This is a genomic window from Undibacterium sp. Ji50W (genome assembly GCF_049340445.1).
Taxonomy (GTDB): domain Bacteria; phylum Pseudomonadota; class Gammaproteobacteria; order Burkholderiales; family Burkholderiaceae_D; genus Undibacterium.
Genome location: NZ_JBMPOX010000012.1, coordinates 40,863 through 60,130, shown reverse-complemented (window position 1 = coordinate 60,130; position 19,268 = coordinate 40,863). Strand labels below are relative to the sequence as shown.

General features: G+C 52.2%; 9 protein-coding genes. 5 read left to right on the top strand and 4 right to left on the bottom strand.

Features of this window, described 5'->3' with window-relative positions; genetic code table 11:
* Positions 1-33 precede the first annotated feature (33 nt).
* Entirely contained in the window at positions 34-378 is a 345-nt protein-coding gene (gene nirD, locus ACO0K9_RS17130) for a nitrite reductase small subunit NirD (RefSeq protein ID WP_422987073.1), read from the bottom strand.
* 28 nt (positions 379-406) lie between these two features.
* Positions 407-2,836 (bottom strand): nitrite reductase large subunit NirB, encoded by a 2,430-nt coding sequence (gene nirB, locus ACO0K9_RS17125; RefSeq protein ID WP_422987071.1) that lies wholly within the window; start codon positions 2,834-2,836, stop codon positions 407-409.
* Positions 2,837-3,206: 370 nt separating this feature from the next.
* Here nirB and ACO0K9_RS17120 point away from each other — a divergent pair, with 370 nt between their 5' ends.
* The 5 genes from ACO0K9_RS17120 to ACO0K9_RS17100 all read left to right on the top strand — a co-directional run bounded on the left by ACO0K9_RS17120 (position 3,207) and on the right by ACO0K9_RS17100 (position 15,064).
* Entirely contained in the window at positions 3,207-4,421 is a 1,215-nt protein-coding gene (locus ACO0K9_RS17120) for a nitrate/nitrite transporter (RefSeq protein ID WP_422987069.1), read from the top strand.
* 23 nt (positions 4,422-4,444) lie between these two features.
* Positions 4,445-6,157 carry a protein kinase domain-containing protein gene (locus ACO0K9_RS17115; RefSeq protein WP_422987067.1) on the top strand — a complete coding sequence of 571 codons (1,713 nt, stop codon included), beginning with the start codon at positions 4,445-4,447 and terminating at the stop codon, positions 6,155-6,157.
* Positions 6,158-6,340: 183 nt separating this feature from the next.
* Positions 6,341-8,449, top strand: coding sequence for an EAL domain-containing protein (locus ACO0K9_RS17110; RefSeq protein ID WP_422987065.1), 2,109 nt, complete (start codon positions 6,341-6,343; stop codon positions 8,447-8,449).
* Positions 8,450-8,459: 10 nt separating this feature from the next.
* Entirely contained in the window at positions 8,460-11,906 is a 3,447-nt protein-coding gene (locus tag ACO0K9_RS17105) for a PAS domain S-box protein (protein ID WP_422987063.1), read from the top strand.
* A gap of 236 nt (positions 11,907-12,142) precedes the next feature.
* Entirely contained in the window at positions 12,143-15,064 is a 2,922-nt protein-coding gene (locus ACO0K9_RS17100; protein WP_422987061.1) for an HD domain-containing phosphohydrolase, read from the top strand.
* A 97-nt stretch (positions 15,065-15,161) separates the two neighbouring features.
* On the opposite strand, the gene ACO0K9_RS17095 is transcribed toward ACO0K9_RS17100, so the two are convergent.
* Together ACO0K9_RS17095 and ACO0K9_RS17090 are read right to left on the bottom strand one after the other, a co-directional pair.
* On the bottom strand, positions 15,162-16,196 hold the full coding sequence (locus tag ACO0K9_RS17095; RefSeq protein WP_422987059.1) for a glycoside hydrolase family 53 protein: 1,035 nt from the start codon (positions 16,194-16,196) through the stop codon (positions 15,162-15,164).
* 118 nt (positions 16,197-16,314) lie between these two features.
* Entirely contained in the window at positions 16,315-18,921 is a 2,607-nt protein-coding gene (locus tag ACO0K9_RS17090; protein ID WP_422987057.1) for a TonB-dependent receptor, read from the bottom strand.
* Between the last annotated feature and the right edge of the window lie 347 nt (positions 18,922-19,268).

Here is a 19,268-nt window from a genome sequence, read left to right as displayed (position 1 = left end):
CATCACCATCATAGATGATGCAGCGCATTTTTTCTAAGCCTCTACTGCGAGCGTGCGCAACTCATTGCCATCCAGATATACCTGATCTGCATCCACTTTCAAACTGAATTTTTGCGTGCAGCCTTCATCCGGTGCAATTGCACAGCCAGTGGGTAATTCAATATTCCAGTTGTGCAGTGGGCAAGCCACTTTTTCACCAAAGACGATACCTTGTGACAAGGGCCCACCCTTGTGTGGACACTTGTCCAGCAAAGCAAAAACCTTGTTTTCACTATTCCGGAAAATGGCCACATCCGGTTTAGCGGCACGGGCCACTACCCGCGCACCCAGTACGGGAATATCTTCAACACGACAAATTACTTGCCAATCCTGACTCATGTTTCTTTTCCTCTCAACTAAAACGGCGTTATGCTGGCAAGCGTTCAAACTGACGCGTATCGACCTGGGCTTTTTCTGGCTCATGCCATGGATCAGACTCACCTTCCAGTGCAAACAGCAGACGCTGATACAGGTCTTTGCGACGCTCGTCATCTTCCAGTATGATTTTCTTTACATAGTCAAGACCGACGCGGGCGAGGTAATGTACGGTACGTTCCAGATACCAGCCTTCTTCACGATACAACTGCAGGAAAGCGCCTGTATATTCCATGACTTCTTCATGGGTTTTCAGTTTGACCAGGAATTCTGCGACTTCGGTTTTGATACCGCCGTTACCGCCTACATAAATTTCCCAACCGGAATCAACACCGATGACACCGACGTCCTTGATACCAGCTTCGGCGCAATTACGCGGGCAGCCAGATACGGCCAGCTTGACCTTGTGCGGCGAATACATGCGTGCCAGTTCACGTTCCAGTTGCTGCCCCATGAGGGTGGAATTTTGGGTACCGAAGCGGCACCATTCACTGCCCACACAAGTTTTCACGGTACGCAGGCCCTTGGCATACGCAAGGCCGGATGGCATGCCCAGATCTTGCCACACGGCGCGCAAGTCTTCTTTCTTGACACCCAGCAAGTCGATACGCTGACCGCCAGTAACCTTGACCGTCGGTATCTTGAATTTATCGACGACATCAGCAATCCTGCGTAATTCGCTGGCATTGGTTTCACCGCCCCACATGCGCGGGATGACGGAGTAAGTACCATCCTTCTGGATATTCGCGTGTGAACGTTCGTTGATGAAACGCGATTGCGGGTCATCCTTGGCTTCACGCGGCCAGGTAGAAATCAAATAATAATTGAGGGCAGGACGGCAACTGGAGCAACCGTTAGGTGTGCGCCAATCCATGAATTCCTGTACGCCAGCGACGGTCAACAGCTTGTTGGCCTTGATGGCATCACGCACTTGCTGATGGCTATGATCAGTACAAGAGCACATGGGTTTGACTTTCGACGCAGTCGAATAATCACCACCGGCAGTAAACATGATGATCTGCTCGACCAGGCCGGTACAGGAACCGCAGGATGCCGATGCCTTGGTATGCTTGCGCACATCATCCAGCGTGAACAAACCTTTTTCCTTGATGGCCTTGACGATGGTGCCCTTGCAGACACCGTTACAGCCACAGACCTCGGCCTCATCCGGCATGCCCGCAGCCTTGGTATGGCCTTCATGGCCAACGTCACCGGTATTCGATTCACCAAACATCAGGGAATCGCGGATTTCGGAAATGTTCTTGCCTTCGCGCAGCAATTTGAAATACCAGCTGCCATCCACGGTGTCGCCATACAGGCAGGCACCGATGAGCTTGTCGTCTTTCACTACCAGCTTCTTGTAGACACCGCCTATGGGGTCGGACAAGATGATTTCTTCGGTATCTTTACCACCCATGAATTCACCGGCAGAAAACAGATCGATACCTGTCACTTTCAGTTTGGTGGATGTGACTGAGCCCTGATAACGACCAATACCAAAATTCGCCAGATGATTGGCGCAGACCTTGGCCATTTCAAACAAAGGTGCAACCAGACCGTACACCGTGCCGCGATGATTGACGCATTCACCAACAGAATAAATGCGCGGGTCATAGGTCTGCATGGTGTCGTTGACGATGATGCCGCGGTTGCAGTACAGGCCGGCAGATTCTGCCAGCGCCGTGTTCGGGCGTATGCCGACAGCCATGACGATCAGTTGTGCCGGGATTTCCAAGCCATCGGTAAAACGTATGGATTTCACATGGCCATTCTCGTCACCGGTAATGGCTTCGGTATTTTTTTCAAGCAGGAAATTCAGGCCACGGTCTTCCAGGGATTTTTGCAGCATCTTGCCGGCAACAGGGTCCAGTTGACGTTCCATCAACCAGCCCGGCAAATGCACGACAGAGACACTCATGCCGCGCATTTTGAGACCATTGGCAGCTTCCAGCCCCAACAGGCCGCCACCGATGACGACGGCGTGCGTATGCTTCTCGGCTGCGTCTATCATGGCATTGGTGTCATGAATATCGCGGTAGGCGATCACGCCCTTGAGGTCTTTGCCAGGTACCGGCAGCATGAAAGGAGTGGAACCAGTCGCCAGCAGCAGGCGGTCGTATTCAGTCTGGGTGCCATCTTCGGCAATCACGATGCGTTTGTGACGATCGATTTTGGTGATTTTTTTACCGAGGTGCAGGGTGATATTATTTTCTTCATACCAATCGACATCATTGAGCATGATGTCCTTGATAGTTTGCTCACCCGCCAGCACCGGCGATAACAGGATGCGGTTGTAATTGGCATAGGGTTCTGCACCAAAAACGGTAATGTCGTACAAATCCGGGGCAATCTTGATCAACTCTTCAAGGGTACGCACACCTGCCATACCATTCCCGACCATCACTAGCTTTAATTTCTTCATGGCTGCTCCTTTACATGTCTCCGCGGTCTATAAGCAAGAGCAATGCCAGTTCGAAATTTCCGGGAAACCAACTTTTCCCGCTTTATACAGTGCGCACCAATATAACCATATATAAAATAGCTTTGCACAGGGAAAACCAACAATTACACAATCCACACGATAAGTAATGCCACTTGCTGAAGCGCCGCATAAAAAACCGGTGTTCCACACAAAATGAACAGGCCAAACTGGTGCACTGCACCATTTAATTTACGCGACGCACGTTTTTCGCGCATTTTGCGCCAAATTTAATAATTGGACGCCGTATATCCTGCACAATTTGATGGCACGGCACTTGCAAGTGGCATCACCGTTCATCATTGGAGCGATCATGCAAAAAACATCATTCTGGAAAGCAGGCCATCCACCAACCCTGTTAGCGGCTTTCTTTTACTTTGACCTGAGTTTCATGGTCTGGGTTCTGTTAGGCCCATTGGCGATACAGATATCCAAAGACCTGGGACTGACAGCAGCACAAAAGGGCCTGATCGTTGCCACGCCTTTGCTGGCTGGTGCACTGTTACGTATCGTGATGGGTATCCTGGTTGATCATCTGAAACCTAAAAAAGCTGGCCTGATAGGTCAGGTTGTGGTGCTGGTTGGTCTGTGCTGGGCCTGGCTGGGCAATATACACAGTTATGAGCAGTTGCTGTTCCTGGGTGTGATCCTGGGCGTGGCCGGTTCTGCCTTTGCCGTTGCGCTGCCGCTGGCGTCACGCTGGTATCCGCCAGAACATCAGGGTACGGCGCTGGGTATTGCTGGCGCGGGCAATTCTGGTACGGCTTTTGCCGCGCTGTTTGCGCCGGCACTAGCCATCGCTTACGGCTGGTCGAATGTGTTTGGACTAGCCCTGATCCCCTTATTGGTGGCACTGATTGTCTACCTGGTTTTTGCCAAGGACGCGCCGGGTGACACACCCAGCAAATCACTGGGTGAATACCTGGCGGTGCTGAAAGACAAGGATGCCTGGTGGTTCATGTTCTTTTATAGCGTGACCTTTGGTGGTTTTTCTGGCCTGGCATCGTCACTGACCATTTATTTCAATACCCAATATGGTTTGTCGCCGGTACAGGCCGGCTATTTCACGGCTGCCTGCGTTTTTGCCGGTTCACTGGTGCGCCCGTTTGGTGGCCGCATTGCTGACCGCATCGGCGGTATCAAGACGCTGTCGGTGATGTATACCATTGCTGCAGCCTTCCTGTTTATTGCTGCGACTGGCTTGCAGTCATCCGTGGCGGCTGTGATTGTCTTTGTGATCGCCATGCTGGCACTGGGTACCGGCAATGGTGCAGTGTTCCAGCTGGTACCACAACGCTTCCGTAAAGAGATGGGCGTCATGACCGGCCTGGTCGGCATGGCCGGCGGCATAGGCGGTTTTTACCTGGCGGCCAGCATGGGTTACTCGCGCCAGATCACCGGCAGTTATCAACTGGGCCTGTCGATTTTTGCCGGCCTGGCCATCGTCGCCCTGCTCGGTTTATCATTGGTCAAGAAACGCTGGCGCACCACCTGGGGTTCTGCCGCCATGACCACTGCAAAAATCTGATCACCTGAAGATCATCCCACACCATGCCTCTTATCGTCACCACCGGCTATCAGTCCGTCGCAGGTATACGCAGTCGTAATGAAGATTTTGTCGGCATGGTGACGCCGGGTGAGCCGGAACTGTCAAGCAAGGGCATGATACTGGCGGTCGCCGATGGCGTATCCGGCAGTGAAGGCGGGCGTGAGGCGGCTGAATATGTGGTACGCGGTTTGCTGACCGATTATTACGCCACCCCGGACACCTGGGAAGTGACCACGGCACTGGAAAAAGTCGTGGTCGCCATGAATAGCTGGGTGCAACAGCAAGGTTCGGTCAGGCGCGAGCTGGCAGGCATGGCCACCACCCTGACCACCCTGGTTTTGCGTGGACGCATGTATTACAGCGCCCATGTCGGCGATACCCGCTGCTATCTGCTGCGTAATGACATTTTGCAGAAACTGACGCAGGACCATGTCTGGGACAGGCCGGAAATGCAGCATGTACTGACGCGTGCAATCGGCCTGGATTCACATCTGGTGATCGACCATGGCATGGGTGAATTGCGTGCCGGCGACGTATTCCTGCTGGCCAGTGACGGCGTCTGGGCAGCCATCAGTGAATATGACCTGAGCGATTTCCTGCGCCAGGTCAGCGCCCAAAGCCTGAGCCCGGAACTAGCCTGCAGCGCATTATGCGAAGCCGCGATGAAGGCCGGCTCACAAGATAATTGCAGCGCCCTGGTGGTGCGTGTGCAAGAACTGCCGGAAGGTGACTTGCGGGATGCCATTACCGAATTGCATGTCTTGCCGGTACCGCCCCGCATGAAGCCCGGCCAGATGCTGGATGGGTATGTGATTGATGAAATCATGCATACCTCGCAGACCACCCTGCTATACCGGGTGACCGATCCGGTACATCATCGCAAGCTGGTGTTGAAGACCCTGCACCCTGACCGTGCCACAGATGCCCAGGAGCGCTCAGCCTTTGCGCATGAAGCCTGGCTGGCGAAACGCGTGGTCGCCCGTTTTTTCCCGCAGGTGATCACACCTGAACAAAGAAATTACCTGTATTACCTGTCCACCTGGCATGCCGGCGATTCACTGCAAAGGCGGCTGGATGCCGGGCAGCACTTTACCGTACCCGAAGCCGTCGTATACGGCGGCAAACTGGTGCGCGCCGTCGGTGCCCTGCACCGGCGCAGCATATTGCATAGGGACATCAAACCGGCCAATGTACATCTGGGTGACGATGATGAAATCCGCATCCTCGATCTGGGTGTGGCGCAGTCCGGCTTTGACAGCAAGGATAGCTCGCAGGCCAGCAATTTCAATCTGGCCGGTACGCCTTCTTTTCTGGCACCTGAACAATTCCAGGGTGAGCCACCATCCCGGGCAACCGATATCTATGCCACCGGCGTCACCCTGTATTATCTGTTGACGCGGCATTATCCGTATGGCGAAGTCGAGCCTTTCCAGCGGCCCAAATTCGGTGATCCGGTAACGCCGGGGCGTTACCGTCCTGACTTGCCGCACTGGCTGGAAAATGTCTTGCTGAAAGCGATTGCCCGCGATCCGCAAGATCGCTTTGAAACCGCAGAAGAATTTCTGCTGGCGCTGGAACGTGGCGCCGCCCATCCCCTGCCCGCCCCGAGTATCAAGCCGCTGGCCCAACGCGACCCACTGTCGCTCTGGCGCACCCTGGCTATCATCTCCATCGTTGCCAATCTCTTGCTGGCGTATCTGCTGATCGCACGTTAAACAAAACACCATTCGCGCTTATCTGCGTATGTGCGTATGTGCATACGCTGCGGCATGATGCATACTGCAACTGTTTGTTGAAACTCAGTCCATAAATAAGGCAGAGTGTGAACAACGATATTGCCCTCATAATTAATAGTGTATTAACATTGAGCAGATATTCACTTGTAGACTGAACTTGCCATGCGTAACAGCTTTGACCACCTGATACATGTACTGGGCCTGCGCCGCATAGGGGTAAGGCTGGCGCTCAGCTACGCCTTGTTGCTGGGGCTGTTCACCATCGTCCTGTTGTTGCCAATCTCGCAAATTCGCAAGATGACAGTGCAGAGTGAAAAATTTGCAAGCAAGGAAATACAAAGCCTGCTGTATGTACAGGAATTAAGTTTATCCACAGAAAATGTCGGACGCGCCCTGTTGCAATTGCTGACCGTACCGTATGAACAACGCATACACGAATATGCCGCCGTCGATGAAAAAAATCGCCAGATCGACAAACTCATCACTGCCCTCGAAGCCTCGCTGAGCGACGACGAGCAATTGCAGAACCTGAAAACCCTGAAAGAAAAACGCAATATCTACCAGCAAAACTATATTGCCACCGTCAACCAGTTGGAAGATGAAGGACAGGAAGCCGCCAAATCCACCTTTCTTAAACAGGTACAGCCAGCACTGGGCGATTTGTTGCAGGAATCAAAAACCTTCCTGAACCGTGAACAGAAATTGATACAACAACACCAGGCCGAAGCCCAGCAAGACTTTGAACGCACCGGCATGATGGTGGCCCTGCTGTCAGGCGTTGCGGTGCTGGTGGCAGCCGTCCTGGCCTGGCTGACGACCCGCAGCGTGGTCCGGCCACTGGCACGGCTACAGGCCAGCGCCCTGCAAATCGCCAACGGTGACTACCAGACGCGCGTTACTCCCAGCAAGACAGAAGAAGTGGCACGGGTAGGCGAAGCCCTGAATGCCATGGCCACCGCCATCGGCATACGCGAACAAACGGTCGAGCACCTGGCTTACTATGATCCCCTGACCGACTTGCCCAACCGCACCTTCATGCTGAAAACCCATGACGGCCAAGGTGAACCGCATCAGGGCTTGGTATTGATGGACCTGGCACGCCTTAAAATCATCAATGAAACCCTGGGTTTTGATACCGGTGATACCGTCATCTACGATGTGGCCAGCCGTCTCAAATCGGTAGTCAGCCAGGACCAGGGCGAGCGAAAACCATGGCTGGCAAGACTGGCTGGTGGTGCCTTTGCCATACTGTGTTTTGACACCAGCAAAACCGCCATGGAAAGCCTGCATCAGCGCATAGATGCCGTCTTGGCTGAACCGGTCAAATGTGCCCAGCATTCTGTCGATGTCAGCCTGGTGTATGGCCTGGCCATCACCACCGACACTGCACTGCCATTGATGACCCTGATACGCAATGCCGAAGTGGCCCTGTATGCGGCCAAGCGCAGCGCCAGTGCGGCAGCCTGGTATACCGATGCACAAGAGGCTTCACGTCTCAGTCATTTAAGCCTGCTGTCCGATCTGCGTTCTGCCGTCAGGGATTCAGAACTGCAAATGTGGCTGCAACCCAAGCTGCATCTGGGCGATGGCAAGGCCTATGGCTTTGAAGCCCTGGTACGCTGGCAGCACCCGACCCGTGGCTTTATTTCACCGGCAGAATTTGTCCCCTTTGCCGAACGCACCGGCTATATCAGCATGCTGACCATGTGGATGCTGGAACAAGCCATCACCACCCTGCTTGGCTGGCAACACACGTATCCGCAGCAAACCATCGCCGTCAATGTCAGCACCCATGATTTGCGTGATGCCAGTTTTCCAGACCAGATCGCTGCCCTGCTACAGCGCCATGCCGTCAACCCGGCCCTGCTGAAACTGGAAATCACCGAAAGCGGTATCATGGAAGACCCTGACAGCACCATACTCTTACTCAAGCGCTTGCGCGATATCGGGCTGGACCTGTCGATTGATGATTTTGGTACGGGTTATTCTTCGCTGTCGTATTTGCAACGCCTGCCTGTCAGCGAGTTAAAAATAGACCGCAGCTTTGTGACGCATATCGATGCCCAGCCCAGTACCCAGAGCCTGGTCAGGGCCATCATCGCGATGGGGCATGGGCTGGGGCTCAGTGTCATTGCAGAAGGCATAGAAACTGCCGCAGAACGCGAAACCCTGCGTCTGTTGGGCTGTGATTCCATGCAGGGCTATTTTGCCAGCAAACCACTGCATGGCGCAGCCCTGCAAACATGGTTGAGCAATTTACCGGTGAACTGAACAATTTTTCATGCAAGCACCCGCACTCCCAAACGATGAAACCATACGCCTGCAGACGCTGCAGGCATGTGCCATCCTTGATACCCCGGCAGAAGAGCGCTTTGACAGGCTGACAAGACTGGCAAGACATCTGTTTCAGACACCCATAGCCCTGGTGTCGCTGATCGACACTGACCGCCAGTGGTTCAAATCACGCCAGGGGCTGGATGTGACGCAGACGCCCAGGGATATCTCGTTTTGCGGCCATGCCATCCTGTCACACGATGTGTTGTATGTGCCGGATGTCAGACTGGATTTGCGTTTCGCTGACAACCCGCTGGTCACTGATGCTCCCCATATACGTTTCTACGCCGGTGCACCGCTGCGGGCCAGGAATGGCCAACGACTGGGCACACTGTGCATCTTGGACAGCGTACCCAGAACCCTGAGTCAGGATGACCTCACTGCCTTGCGCGACCTGGCCGATTGCGTGGAACACGAATTTTCCAGGGAAGAACAGCAACGCCAGCACCATGCCTTGCTGGCATTGACCGAGATTACCTCGCTGTCGTATCAAGACCCGGAAAACCTGTTGCGACAGGCCCTGGAAATGGCCTGTGATTATCTGGGCATCAGCACCGGACACGTCGTCAAGATAGAAGACGGAATGTGTGAAATCATCCTGCGACAATCCGGTGACGATCGTTTCCATGAAGGCGAAAAAATCCCGCTGACCCAGTCGTTTGCCGCACTCACTCTGGCCAGCAATACCGTCTTTCACATTGCAGATGTATTTGACAGCCCCTATCTGCGTCACCCGGGTTATACACAACTGGGTGTGGTCTGCTATATCTCTGTCACGCTGTACATGAATGAACGCCAATATGGCACCCTGAATTTTTCTGATGTGCATGCGCGCCTGTTTCCGTTTTCGGATGTGGAAATTGAATTCGTGCGTTTACTGGGTGACTGGGTTAGCGGCGTCCTGAAACGCCAGGAGCTGGACCGGCAATTGCAACAGCAGCGCATGCTGAGTGATGCCATCGCCAAAACCCAGGTGCTGTTCATCAGTGAAAGCGATCAGGAAAAAGGCTTCGAATCCCTGCTGACTGCCACCCTCAACCTGAGCGCCAGTGAATGCGGTTTCATCAGCGAAGTTTTTCACAACAAGCAGGGCGAACTCGTCCTGAAATCAACCGTGCTGGCCTGGAACACCAATGATGAACTGACTGTAGGTACGCCGCTGGAGCAGGAAGCGCAAGACCAGTTGTCACAGCATCTGACAACACTGTTTACTGCCCAGGAAAATGCCGCTCAGACGCCGTTGTTGCTGACGCCGCAACTGGCAGAACTGGATAGCATTTTCCCAGAACACCTGAGACCACTTAACAACTTCCTTGGCATCCCCGTCCATTACGATGGCGAACTGATTGCCATCGTCGGCATTGCCAATCGCCAGCATGATGCCAAGGTCGATGCCGATGCTGAAGGGACTGATACGTATGCAGATGATGCATTGATCACCTTTCTCAACCCGCTATTCAGCACACTGGGACAATTGATCAGTGCTGCCCGCGTACAAAAGCACAGGTATGAAACCGAACGTCAGTTGGCGAATGTCATCAAGGGTACCAATATCGGGACCTGGGAATGCAATATCCTCACCGGTGAAACTATCTACAACGAGCGCTGGGCAGAAATGCTGGGCTATACCCTGGCTGAACTCAGCCCCACCACGGTAAATACCTGGCTGAACCTGTGTCACCCGGAAGACCTGAAAGTGACCAGTACCCTGATCGAACAGCACTTCCGTGGCGAGATCGAATATTTTGATCTGAAAAGCCGCATGCGGCACAAGGATGGGCGCTGGATCTGGATACATGATCGCGGTTGCGTGGTCAGTTGGAGCCCTGACGGACAACCACTGATCATGTCGGGCAGCCATGCCGACATCACCACGCAGAAAGAAGCCGAAGCAGAACTGGAACACGCCTATGAGCTGCTGGAAAAATCAAATGCCGCTGCCCGCATAGGCACCTGGGAACTGGATGCGCAAACCCGGGAATTACACTGGAGTAAAGTCACCCGGCAAATCCATGAAGTGAATGACGATTTCAGTTGCACCGTAGAACATGCCATCAGTTTCTACAAGAATGAAAGCTACCAGCAAAAAATAACCCAGCTGGTGGGCGATGCCCTGCGCGAAGGCAAAGCCTTTGATACAGAACTGTGCATCGTCACCGCACGCGGCAATGAGCGCTGCGTGCATGTCATCGGCTTTCCGCAGTTTGAAGACAATGTCTGCCTGCGGCTGTATGGCACCTTCCAGGACATCAGTGAAAGAAAAGCGGCCGAAGAATCCCTGCGGGATCACGCGGCCCATACCAGCACCATCGTTGACAATGTGCTGGATGGCATCATCACCCTGAATGCAGATGAATATATACTCAGCGTCAATAATGCTGCGGCCAATATTTTTGGTTATGACATTGATGACCTGCCCGGCCAGCACATACGCCAGTTGATGCCGCAGGTATACGCCGCCCCGGCAGTTGAAGATGCCGCAGTCACTGACCGCAAACAAGATCAGGAAGAACAGCAGGCCAAAGCAAGCAGCGTCAAGGATATGATCGGTATAGGACGAGAAATCACGGGCCGCAAAAAAGATGGCAGCCTGTTCCCGCTTGATGTATCCATGTCGGCCGTCAAACGCCAGGGCAAGCCCCTGTACATAGGCCTGATGCGCGACATCACAGAACGCAAGCGTATCGAACAGATCAAGAATGAATTTATATCTACCGTCAGCCATGAGCTGCGCACGCCACTGACATCCATCTCTGGCGCACTGGGTTTGATATCGGGTGGTGTCCTTGGCAAATTTCCGGATCGCATCCAGCAGATGCTGGACATTGCCATTAAAAATTGCCTGCGCCTGACCTTCCTCATCAATGATTTGCTGGATATGGAAAAACTGTCGGCAGGAAAAATGGTATTCCAGTTCCAGACCGTAGCACTGTCCGAGATCTTGATGCAGGCCATAGAATCGAATCAGACTTTCGGCGCGCAACGCCACATATCACTGTATCTGGCACGTCCGGTTCCGGCTGTCAGTGTGTCGGTAGATACGCAAAGATTCATGCAGGTGTTGTCCAACCTGCTGTCGAACGCCATCAAATATTCGCCAGCAAATGGTACGGTGGAGATCACCACCTCAGCCAATGACCGCCGCGTGCGCATCAATGTGATCGACCATGGCGCGGGTGTACCGAATGAATTCAGGGACAGGATATTTCAAAAGTTTGCCCAGGCAGATTCATCGGATACCCGACAAAACGGCGGTACCGGGCTGGGCCTGGCAATTACCCGGGAACTGGTCGAAAGAATGGATGGCAATATCGGCTTTGAATCGCGCCCGGGGCGCGGGGCCAAGTTCTATATCGACCTGCCTATCGCCCCCAAAGAGCCAGCTAACTCGTGAACTGTACCTGCTCACGCGTCAATGCTGCACTAAAAGGATGCGATCTGTAGTTCCCTCTACGCTGAATACCCTGTATCGCTAGCCAATAAGCGTCGCTATGGCATCAATGCAAAGAGTTTTCATTTGCGCGATACCAGATAAACCACTACCATAGAATTCACATTTTAAGCATCTGAGCCTGCAAGCAAAAGCGAATGTTCCATGGTGGCGTGACTTTATTCTGGACGGGTCTGTCGATGAGCATCAAAAAAAACGTTCGATTTTATATCTATATCGCGTATTTTTTTACCGGCCTGATATTATTATTCGCCATTGCCATGGGTACCGTGCAGTTCACCCGCATGAGTAAAATCATCCTGGCGCAGGCTGCCAGCAGCTATACCCTGATAGGCAATGAAGTCGCCAGCAATGTCAAAGACATTTATGAGCCAGTAAAAAGCCAGACCGAAATATTGGCGCAATCCCTCCCCATCTCTGGCCGAAACCTGAATCAACGCCTGACCCACGTCAATTACCTGGCAAAGGCCATCATCAGCGTCAAATCTGCAACCTCAGCCTATGTAGGCTTTGCAGATGGTGAATTTTTTCTGTTGCGTCAATACGCCAAATCGAATGGCAATAAAGGTATCTTCAAGGCACCGGAAAAAACGGCATGGATAGTGCAAAGCACCAGCCTGGATGCGGACAAGATGGTCGAACATGTGGTGTACCTGGATGACAGGCTGAATGAAATCAGTCGCCAGAAAATCCCCCTGCGCAATTATGATCCGCGCTTGCGTGGCTGGTATGAAAACGCCATGAAAAACCCCAGCAAGGCGAATGTATCCGAACCGTATTACTTCTTTACTACCGGGCAGATCGGCGTCACTTATGCGCAAAAAATCGTCGATGCCGATGCCGTTGTCGGCATCGACATAGAACTGCCCACCATCCATGAAACCATCAAGAACAGTAGCGTCACGCCATCAACCAGCATCGCCCTGATAGACCGTAAAGGCCAATTGCTGGCCTGGCAAAACGCTCAGCAAGCTGCCTACAGACCGCAAATCATCACCAAACTGGATGGCACGCAAAGCATGCCCACGCTGGCAGAGCAAGATGCACCGGTACTGAACAAGCTGCTGGAACTGGATGTCACTGACGGCAATGTCAGCCAGGCGCTGGATGTCATGGGGCAAACCTGGGCCAGCTACCGGGCCAATATACAAATCCCCGGTGGCCAGGACTTGCGCATACTGATCGCCAGCCCGCATGATGAATTGCTGGCCGACATTATCAAGATGCGTCAGCAAACCATCATGCTATTTATCGTGATGCTGGTGATAGGCATAGGCGTGACTATTTATTTTTCGCGCCTGGCATCCAAACCACTTAAACAATTGAATGACGAAGCCAGCAAGATCGCCCGTTTCGATTTCCAAAGCCCCGTCAACATCCAGTCACGCATCAAGGAAATTGCCGACCTGGCGCATTCCATGGGCGGCATGAAAGCGACCATACGTTCCTTCCTTGATATCGCCAGCAGCCTGGCATCAGAAACCAGTTACGACAAATTACTGGCACGGGTATTGAAGGAAATGTCGGAAATCACCGACGCCAAATCCGGCATCCTTTACCTGTATCAGCCGCAAGACCAATCCATGCAAGTGGTGCAAGTCTACGTCGACCACCAGGTACTGGAAAGCGATGCGCAACGCATTGCCATGAACGATGAAGAGCACCCCGTGATCCAGGCATGCAAATCAGGCAGCAGTATCTGCCAGTTACAGGCAGCGGATCTGCCGCGCTTTTTCAGCGCCCTGCCCGCCACCAATCATGTCACCACCTTGATTGCGATCCCGTTAAAGGACCGCAATAATACCCTGGTCGGCGCGATTGCCCTGGTGATTGATGATGCCGACATTGACCCCGGCAGGCAAGCCATGGCCGAAGCCGTATCCGGTGCCGCCGCTGTCGCCATAGAAAACCAGCGCCTGATACAGGAACAGAAAGCCTTGCTGGAAGCCTTCATCCAACTGATCGCCAGCGCCATCGACGCCAAGAGCCCCTACACTGGCGGCCACTGCCAGCGCGTGCCGGTACTGACCAGGTTATTGGCCCAGGCAGCCTGCAAGGAAACCGAAGGCCCGTTTGCCGGCTTCCAGCTGAGCGATGCAGAATGGGAAGAACTGCATATCGCCGCCTGGCTGCATGACTGTGGCAAGGTCACCACGCCCGAATACATCGTCGATAAGGCGACCAAACTGGAAACCCTGTATGACCGCATCCATGAAATACGCATGCGCTTTGAAGTCTTGAAACGCGATGCACAGATCGAATACTGGCAAGCCATCGCCAACGGTGCGATGGGTGAACATGCCGCAGAGCTGAAAGAAAAACGTGATAAAGATATCGCCGGACTGGACAGCGATTTTGCCTTCATTGCCGAATGCAATGAAGGCGGCGAATTCATGGCACCCGACAAAATCGCCCGCATACAGCGCATCGCCGAACGCAGCTGGACCAGGACACTGCCGGACCGCATCGGCATTTCACACGAGGAAAAAGAACGCAAAAACCGCACGCCAGAAGCGCTACTGCCGACCACAGAACACCTGCTGAACGACAAGGCCGAACACATCTTTCCCCGTTCCGCCCGCGACACCATCACACCCGACAACCCCTGGGGCTTCAAGGTCAATGTACCCGAACACCTGTATAACCGCGGCGAAGTGTATAACCTGAGCGTAGCCCGCGGCACCCTGTCAGAAGAAGAACGCTACAAGATCAATGAGCACATGATACAAACCATCATGATGCTGGAAAAACTACCCTTTCCGCGTCACCTGGCCAGAGTGCCAGAAATCGCTGGCGGCCATCATGAAAAAATGGACGGCACCGGCTACCCCAAACGCCTGACCGCCGTCGACATGAGCATCCCCGCCCGCATGATGGCGATAGCCGACATCTTCGAAGCCCTGACCGCCACCGACCGCCCCTACAAAAAAGGCAAAACCCTGTCAGAAACCATCAAGATCATGAGTTTCATGAAAAAGGACCAGCATATCGATGCCGAATTATTTGGGCTATTCCTGAAATCAGGCGTGTATCTGGAATACGCGAAGATGTTTATGCAAGCAGAGCAAATTGATGTGGTGGATGTCGCGCACTATGTTTGAACCAGGTAGCCGATACCTAGACCATGCGCATTTTGAGCAGCGCATAAGCCCCACGTGGACTCCAATTGCGCACGCGCAATAAGATCTCAAACAGGTTCTAGTCAAGAAAGGCATCCAGTGCCTCTGTCGGTCTCCCTGTATTATCAAAAGCACCGAAGCTATAGCCTTTCCAGTTTTTGTAGGATTGCGCTTCCCAATAAATCACTCCCAGGCCAAGCTGACGGTTGACCGAACGGACCTTAGTAATCACATCGCTCAAAATAGTTTTCGCTTGTGGATGGTCCCAGGGTACGCCGACTTCTGTCACCATGACTGGTACTTGATAACGGTCTGTCATATCATTCAAATTCGCAAGACAGGCATTGTTGGCCGATTGCCATGTGTGACCAGTGGCTTCAAGCGGATACGATGAGGCACCGATGACATCAAACTTGCCGCCATTGCTTTTCAAGCCATCAAAAATCCAGCGAAAGCCTTCGTTATTATGGCAATTGGCAAGATGCACGATAACCAGGGTCGCGGGGAAAACCTGCTTGACTGCGTCGTAGGCAGCAGTCGTCAATTCTGCATAATTTTTCATGTTGCTGGCCGCCCTGGAAGGCCGTGCACTATCCCACAGCATACCGTCATTGGTTTCATTACCAACTTGTACCCATTCAGGTGCAATGCCTGCATCGCGCAGCGCCAGCAAGGTCGCAGAGGTATGTTGCGCGATGTCCGTGCGTAATTCAGCAATACTGTGTTGGCTCCATGCGGCTGGCTTGGTCTGGTGTCCGGGGTCAGCCCAGGTGTCACTGTAGTGGAAATCAATCATGATGCGCATGCCCGCCTGTTTTGCCCGTTGCGCCTTGGCCAATACATCTTGCAAACCATTCCAGCCATCTGCCGGATTCACCCACACCCGCAAACGCACAGCGTTCATGCCCTGTTCTTTCAACGTCAAGAAAATATCTTGCCTGATACCTGCCTTATTGAAAAATGGGTAGCCGGATGCTTCCATCTCTGACAGCCAGCTAATGTCCGATCCTTTGGCAAAGGCTTTTTCCGTTTTTACTTGTGCCGGATCACCGGATGAGGTTTCCATCAGTGTCGCATCTGCCACATTTTGTGTGCTGGCGTTGGCACAGCTCATCAGTACCAAACATATTGCAGAAAAAAAGGGAAGAGATTTCATGACTTGATAAAATGGTTGATGAGGTAAATCTGTCAAAAAAACAGGGGCGATTTGCATCGCCCCTGTTCTTAAGAAATTACATTTTATAAGTCAACCCCAAATTAAAGCGACGGCCAAACTCAGTCACTTCTTGTTGATATGGATTATTTGCACTCGTATAAACCACTTTTTGGTTAGTCATGTTGTCGATACCAAATCGCACTTGCAACTGCGGTGTAATTTGTTTGGACAGATTCAAGGTCAGGTAAGTCTCTGCGCCATTCAGTATCAACTGCCCTGCGGCCCAGGTAGGATTACGTACGAAGGCACTATGGTAGTTAGCAGAAAGCCGTGCTTCATAACCAGCTTTTTCGTACCAGACTGTGAGACCGCCATTGTGTTTCATCAAACCCTCGATAGGGAAAGGATTGACAGAAGGCATATTTTCTTTGATGTCACTTTCTGTATACGCATAATTACTGTACACACCCAAGCCATCGAATGGTGCGGGCAAACCAGTAAATGCTTGCTGATACACCAGTTCCAGACCTTTGACATTGCCACCGCCACCATTCACCGAACGTGTGATCAGTGCAGTGCGGCCATTGATGCTGGTCTTGTCCTCCGTGATTCCTATGTAGCGTGAGACTTGCTTATAGAACACGCCAGCCGATGCCAAGCCACCTTTGGCGAAATACCATTGATAAGCCAGATCCATTTGATTCGACATCATTGGTTTCAATTCCGGGTTACCGGCACTACCTGTCAATGGCTGTACAGGATTAGGATCAACATACAAATTACGTGAAGCACGCATTTCATCCAGTGGGGCACGTGACATGGCGCGCGCCAAACTGAAACGCACCTGCTTTTCTTGCTTGTCGTCCATCGCAAATATCAAATTCAGGCTAGGCAAGACCTCTGTATACGAAGTTCCACCCTGCACTGGTGTTGGCGTCGCACCACTCAATGATTGCATGCCTTCGCCAGTTTGGCTGGTATGGACCACGCGCACACCTGCGTTGCCGCGATATCCCGTTCCCAGGAACGTACCATCCAGATCAGCTTGCGCATACAGTGATGAACTACGTTCTTTTACTTTCCAGCCGGACAGTAAATCATTCTGCGTTTGTGGGCGACCGTTAGAACTGAATACATTGGCGCCAAAGGCAGCGAAAGAAGATGCATCAAAATTTTTCAGTGCAATAAATGGAGCAAAGCCGTCAACGCGTATGGTTTCATAGGCCGAATCAGGTATCGTTCCTGTTGGGGACACATTCCATGTCGTTTGGCTGTACGATTTTTCGCGGTCGGTGAAGCGGGCACCAAACTTGACACGACTTACGGCGCCCCAATCAACGCCACGGGATGCATTCACATGGAAGCCATTCAATTCATCTTTTAAGTGGCCATCAGTATCAACATACATCGTTGGTGCGCCAAACGCTGCCGGGTTTCCCGAATCCTGACCCAAGGTGTATACCTGACGGTCATCCCCGGTAAACGACCAGGTCAGTGTGCCGTTGTTTTTTGCAAACAAACGCAAGTCACGCCATTGACTGTCACGTTTCGCACGCGAAGTGGACAAGTCGGTCTCTACCTTCCAATCGCCTATCGTAAACTTTCCATTGAGACCACCAGCCACATTGGTATTGTCTTGCACCCACTTATAATCATTGGTGGTAAGGCCCACGTCTTTTACAGTAGCGCCCACCACATAGCCATTGCGGATATCCAGATTACTGTAGTTGGCTTTTTGCCAGCCATCCCAGTTACCGACATCACCCGTCCAGTGTTGCAAACCAGGCTCATCGATGGCCGCTTTTGCATAATAAACGTCGCCAGTAATCAAGGCATTGGGGCTGGCTTTCCATTCCACTTTGCCAAGCAGGCTGGTGCGTTTATCAGTACCGCGTTTGACATCATCACCAAAGCCCCATGGCGTTTTATCAATCTTGCCGTCACCATTCAAATCAGCTGAATGATCTTCGTTAAAACCCCAGTGTCTTATATTCTTTTGCAGTGAAGGCTGGTCCTGATAACTGAAAGCCAGTGCGACACCCAAGGTATTATTATTGAATTGGTCGATGTAGATGCCGCCAAGACGTGGTGTCCTGCTTTTAGCACCCGGAATTTGATCGCCCATCGGATAATACAAGGCATCTGCCTTCAACGAAATCTGGCGTTCCTTGAATTTGAGTGGCTGTACTGTCTGCAAATCAATAGTCGTCGCAATCCCGCCTTCTGTAATTTCAGCAGATTGTGTTTTGTAGACTGTTGCCCCGCTTAAAGATTCTGAAGGGAATTGTTCAAAGCGCACTGCACGGCTGGGTTCAGTCGACGCCAATTCACGACCATTGAGGGTCGCACCAATAAAGCGTGGGCCCATACCGCGCGCCACAATCTGGCTTGCATTACCGCGATCCAATCCTGACGACAGGCCTGGCAGTCGCGCCAGGGATTCTGCGATGGTGGTATCCGGCAACTTGCCAATATCTTCCGAAGCAATCGCTTCGATCATGCTGTTGGATGCTTCTTTGCTGGCAAGGGCATTGCGTACCGAAGCACGAATACCACTCACTGTGACCTGTTGCACTTCGTCAGTAGCTGGAGCTGCTGGCTTTTCCTGGGCAAAGGCGGTCGCGCTGATTGCTGGCATCATGAACAAGGCATGAATAAGCCAACTGATTTTCTTTTGTTTCATTTTATCTCCTGTATTTTTTTAAAGCGCTGCCGTATTAACGCCAGCGAGTAACTCTTTTTAACTCCAGAGTTTAGAACTCATTTTATTAATCGGGATGAGTTCTGATCATCCTATTGATTAAAGAAGATGTATTCAAATGTCTTATTTCGCAAATACTATGCGAATTTCATATAGCTAATTGGGTGGCTATATGTCCGTCGGAAAACTGTTGTCCGACCACTATTGAGAAAAATGATTATCAACAAATCTAGTTTTTATTTTTCAACATCAAAAAAAATAGGACTTACGCAAAATCGTCCCAAAGCCTTGCAGCTCCCGCATTTACTAAGACCATGTACTAAAGTACT

Coding starts and splice junctions, on each gene's coding strand:
- nirD (WP_422987073.1), bottom strand. CDS start 378: ATGAGTCAGGATTGGCAAGTAATTTGTCGTGTTGAAGATATTCCCGTA.
- nirB (WP_422987071.1), bottom strand. CDS start 2,836: ATGAAGAAATTAAAGCTAGTGATGGTCGGGAATGGTATGGCAGGTGTG.
- ACO0K9_RS17120 (WP_422987069.1), top strand. CDS start 3,207: ATGCAAAAAACATCATTCTGGAAAGCAGGCCATCCACCAACCCTGTTA.
- ACO0K9_RS17115 (WP_422987067.1), top strand. CDS start 4,445: ATGCCTCTTATCGTCACCACCGGCTATCAGTCCGTCGCAGGTATACGC.
- ACO0K9_RS17110 (WP_422987065.1), top strand. CDS start 6,341: ATGCGTAACAGCTTTGACCACCTGATACATGTACTGGGCCTGCGCCGC.
- ACO0K9_RS17105 (WP_422987063.1), top strand. CDS start 8,460: ATGCAAGCACCCGCACTCCCAAACGATGAAACCATACGCCTGCAGACG.
- ACO0K9_RS17100 (WP_422987061.1), top strand. CDS start 12,143: ATGAGCATCAAAAAAAACGTTCGATTTTATATCTATATCGCGTATTTT.
- ACO0K9_RS17095 (WP_422987059.1), bottom strand. CDS start 16,196: ATGAGCTGTGCCAACGCCAGCACACAAAATGTGGCAGATGCGACACTG.
- ACO0K9_RS17090 (WP_422987057.1), bottom strand. CDS start 18,921: ATGAAACAAAAGAAAATCAGTTGGCTTATTCATGCCTTGTTCATGATG.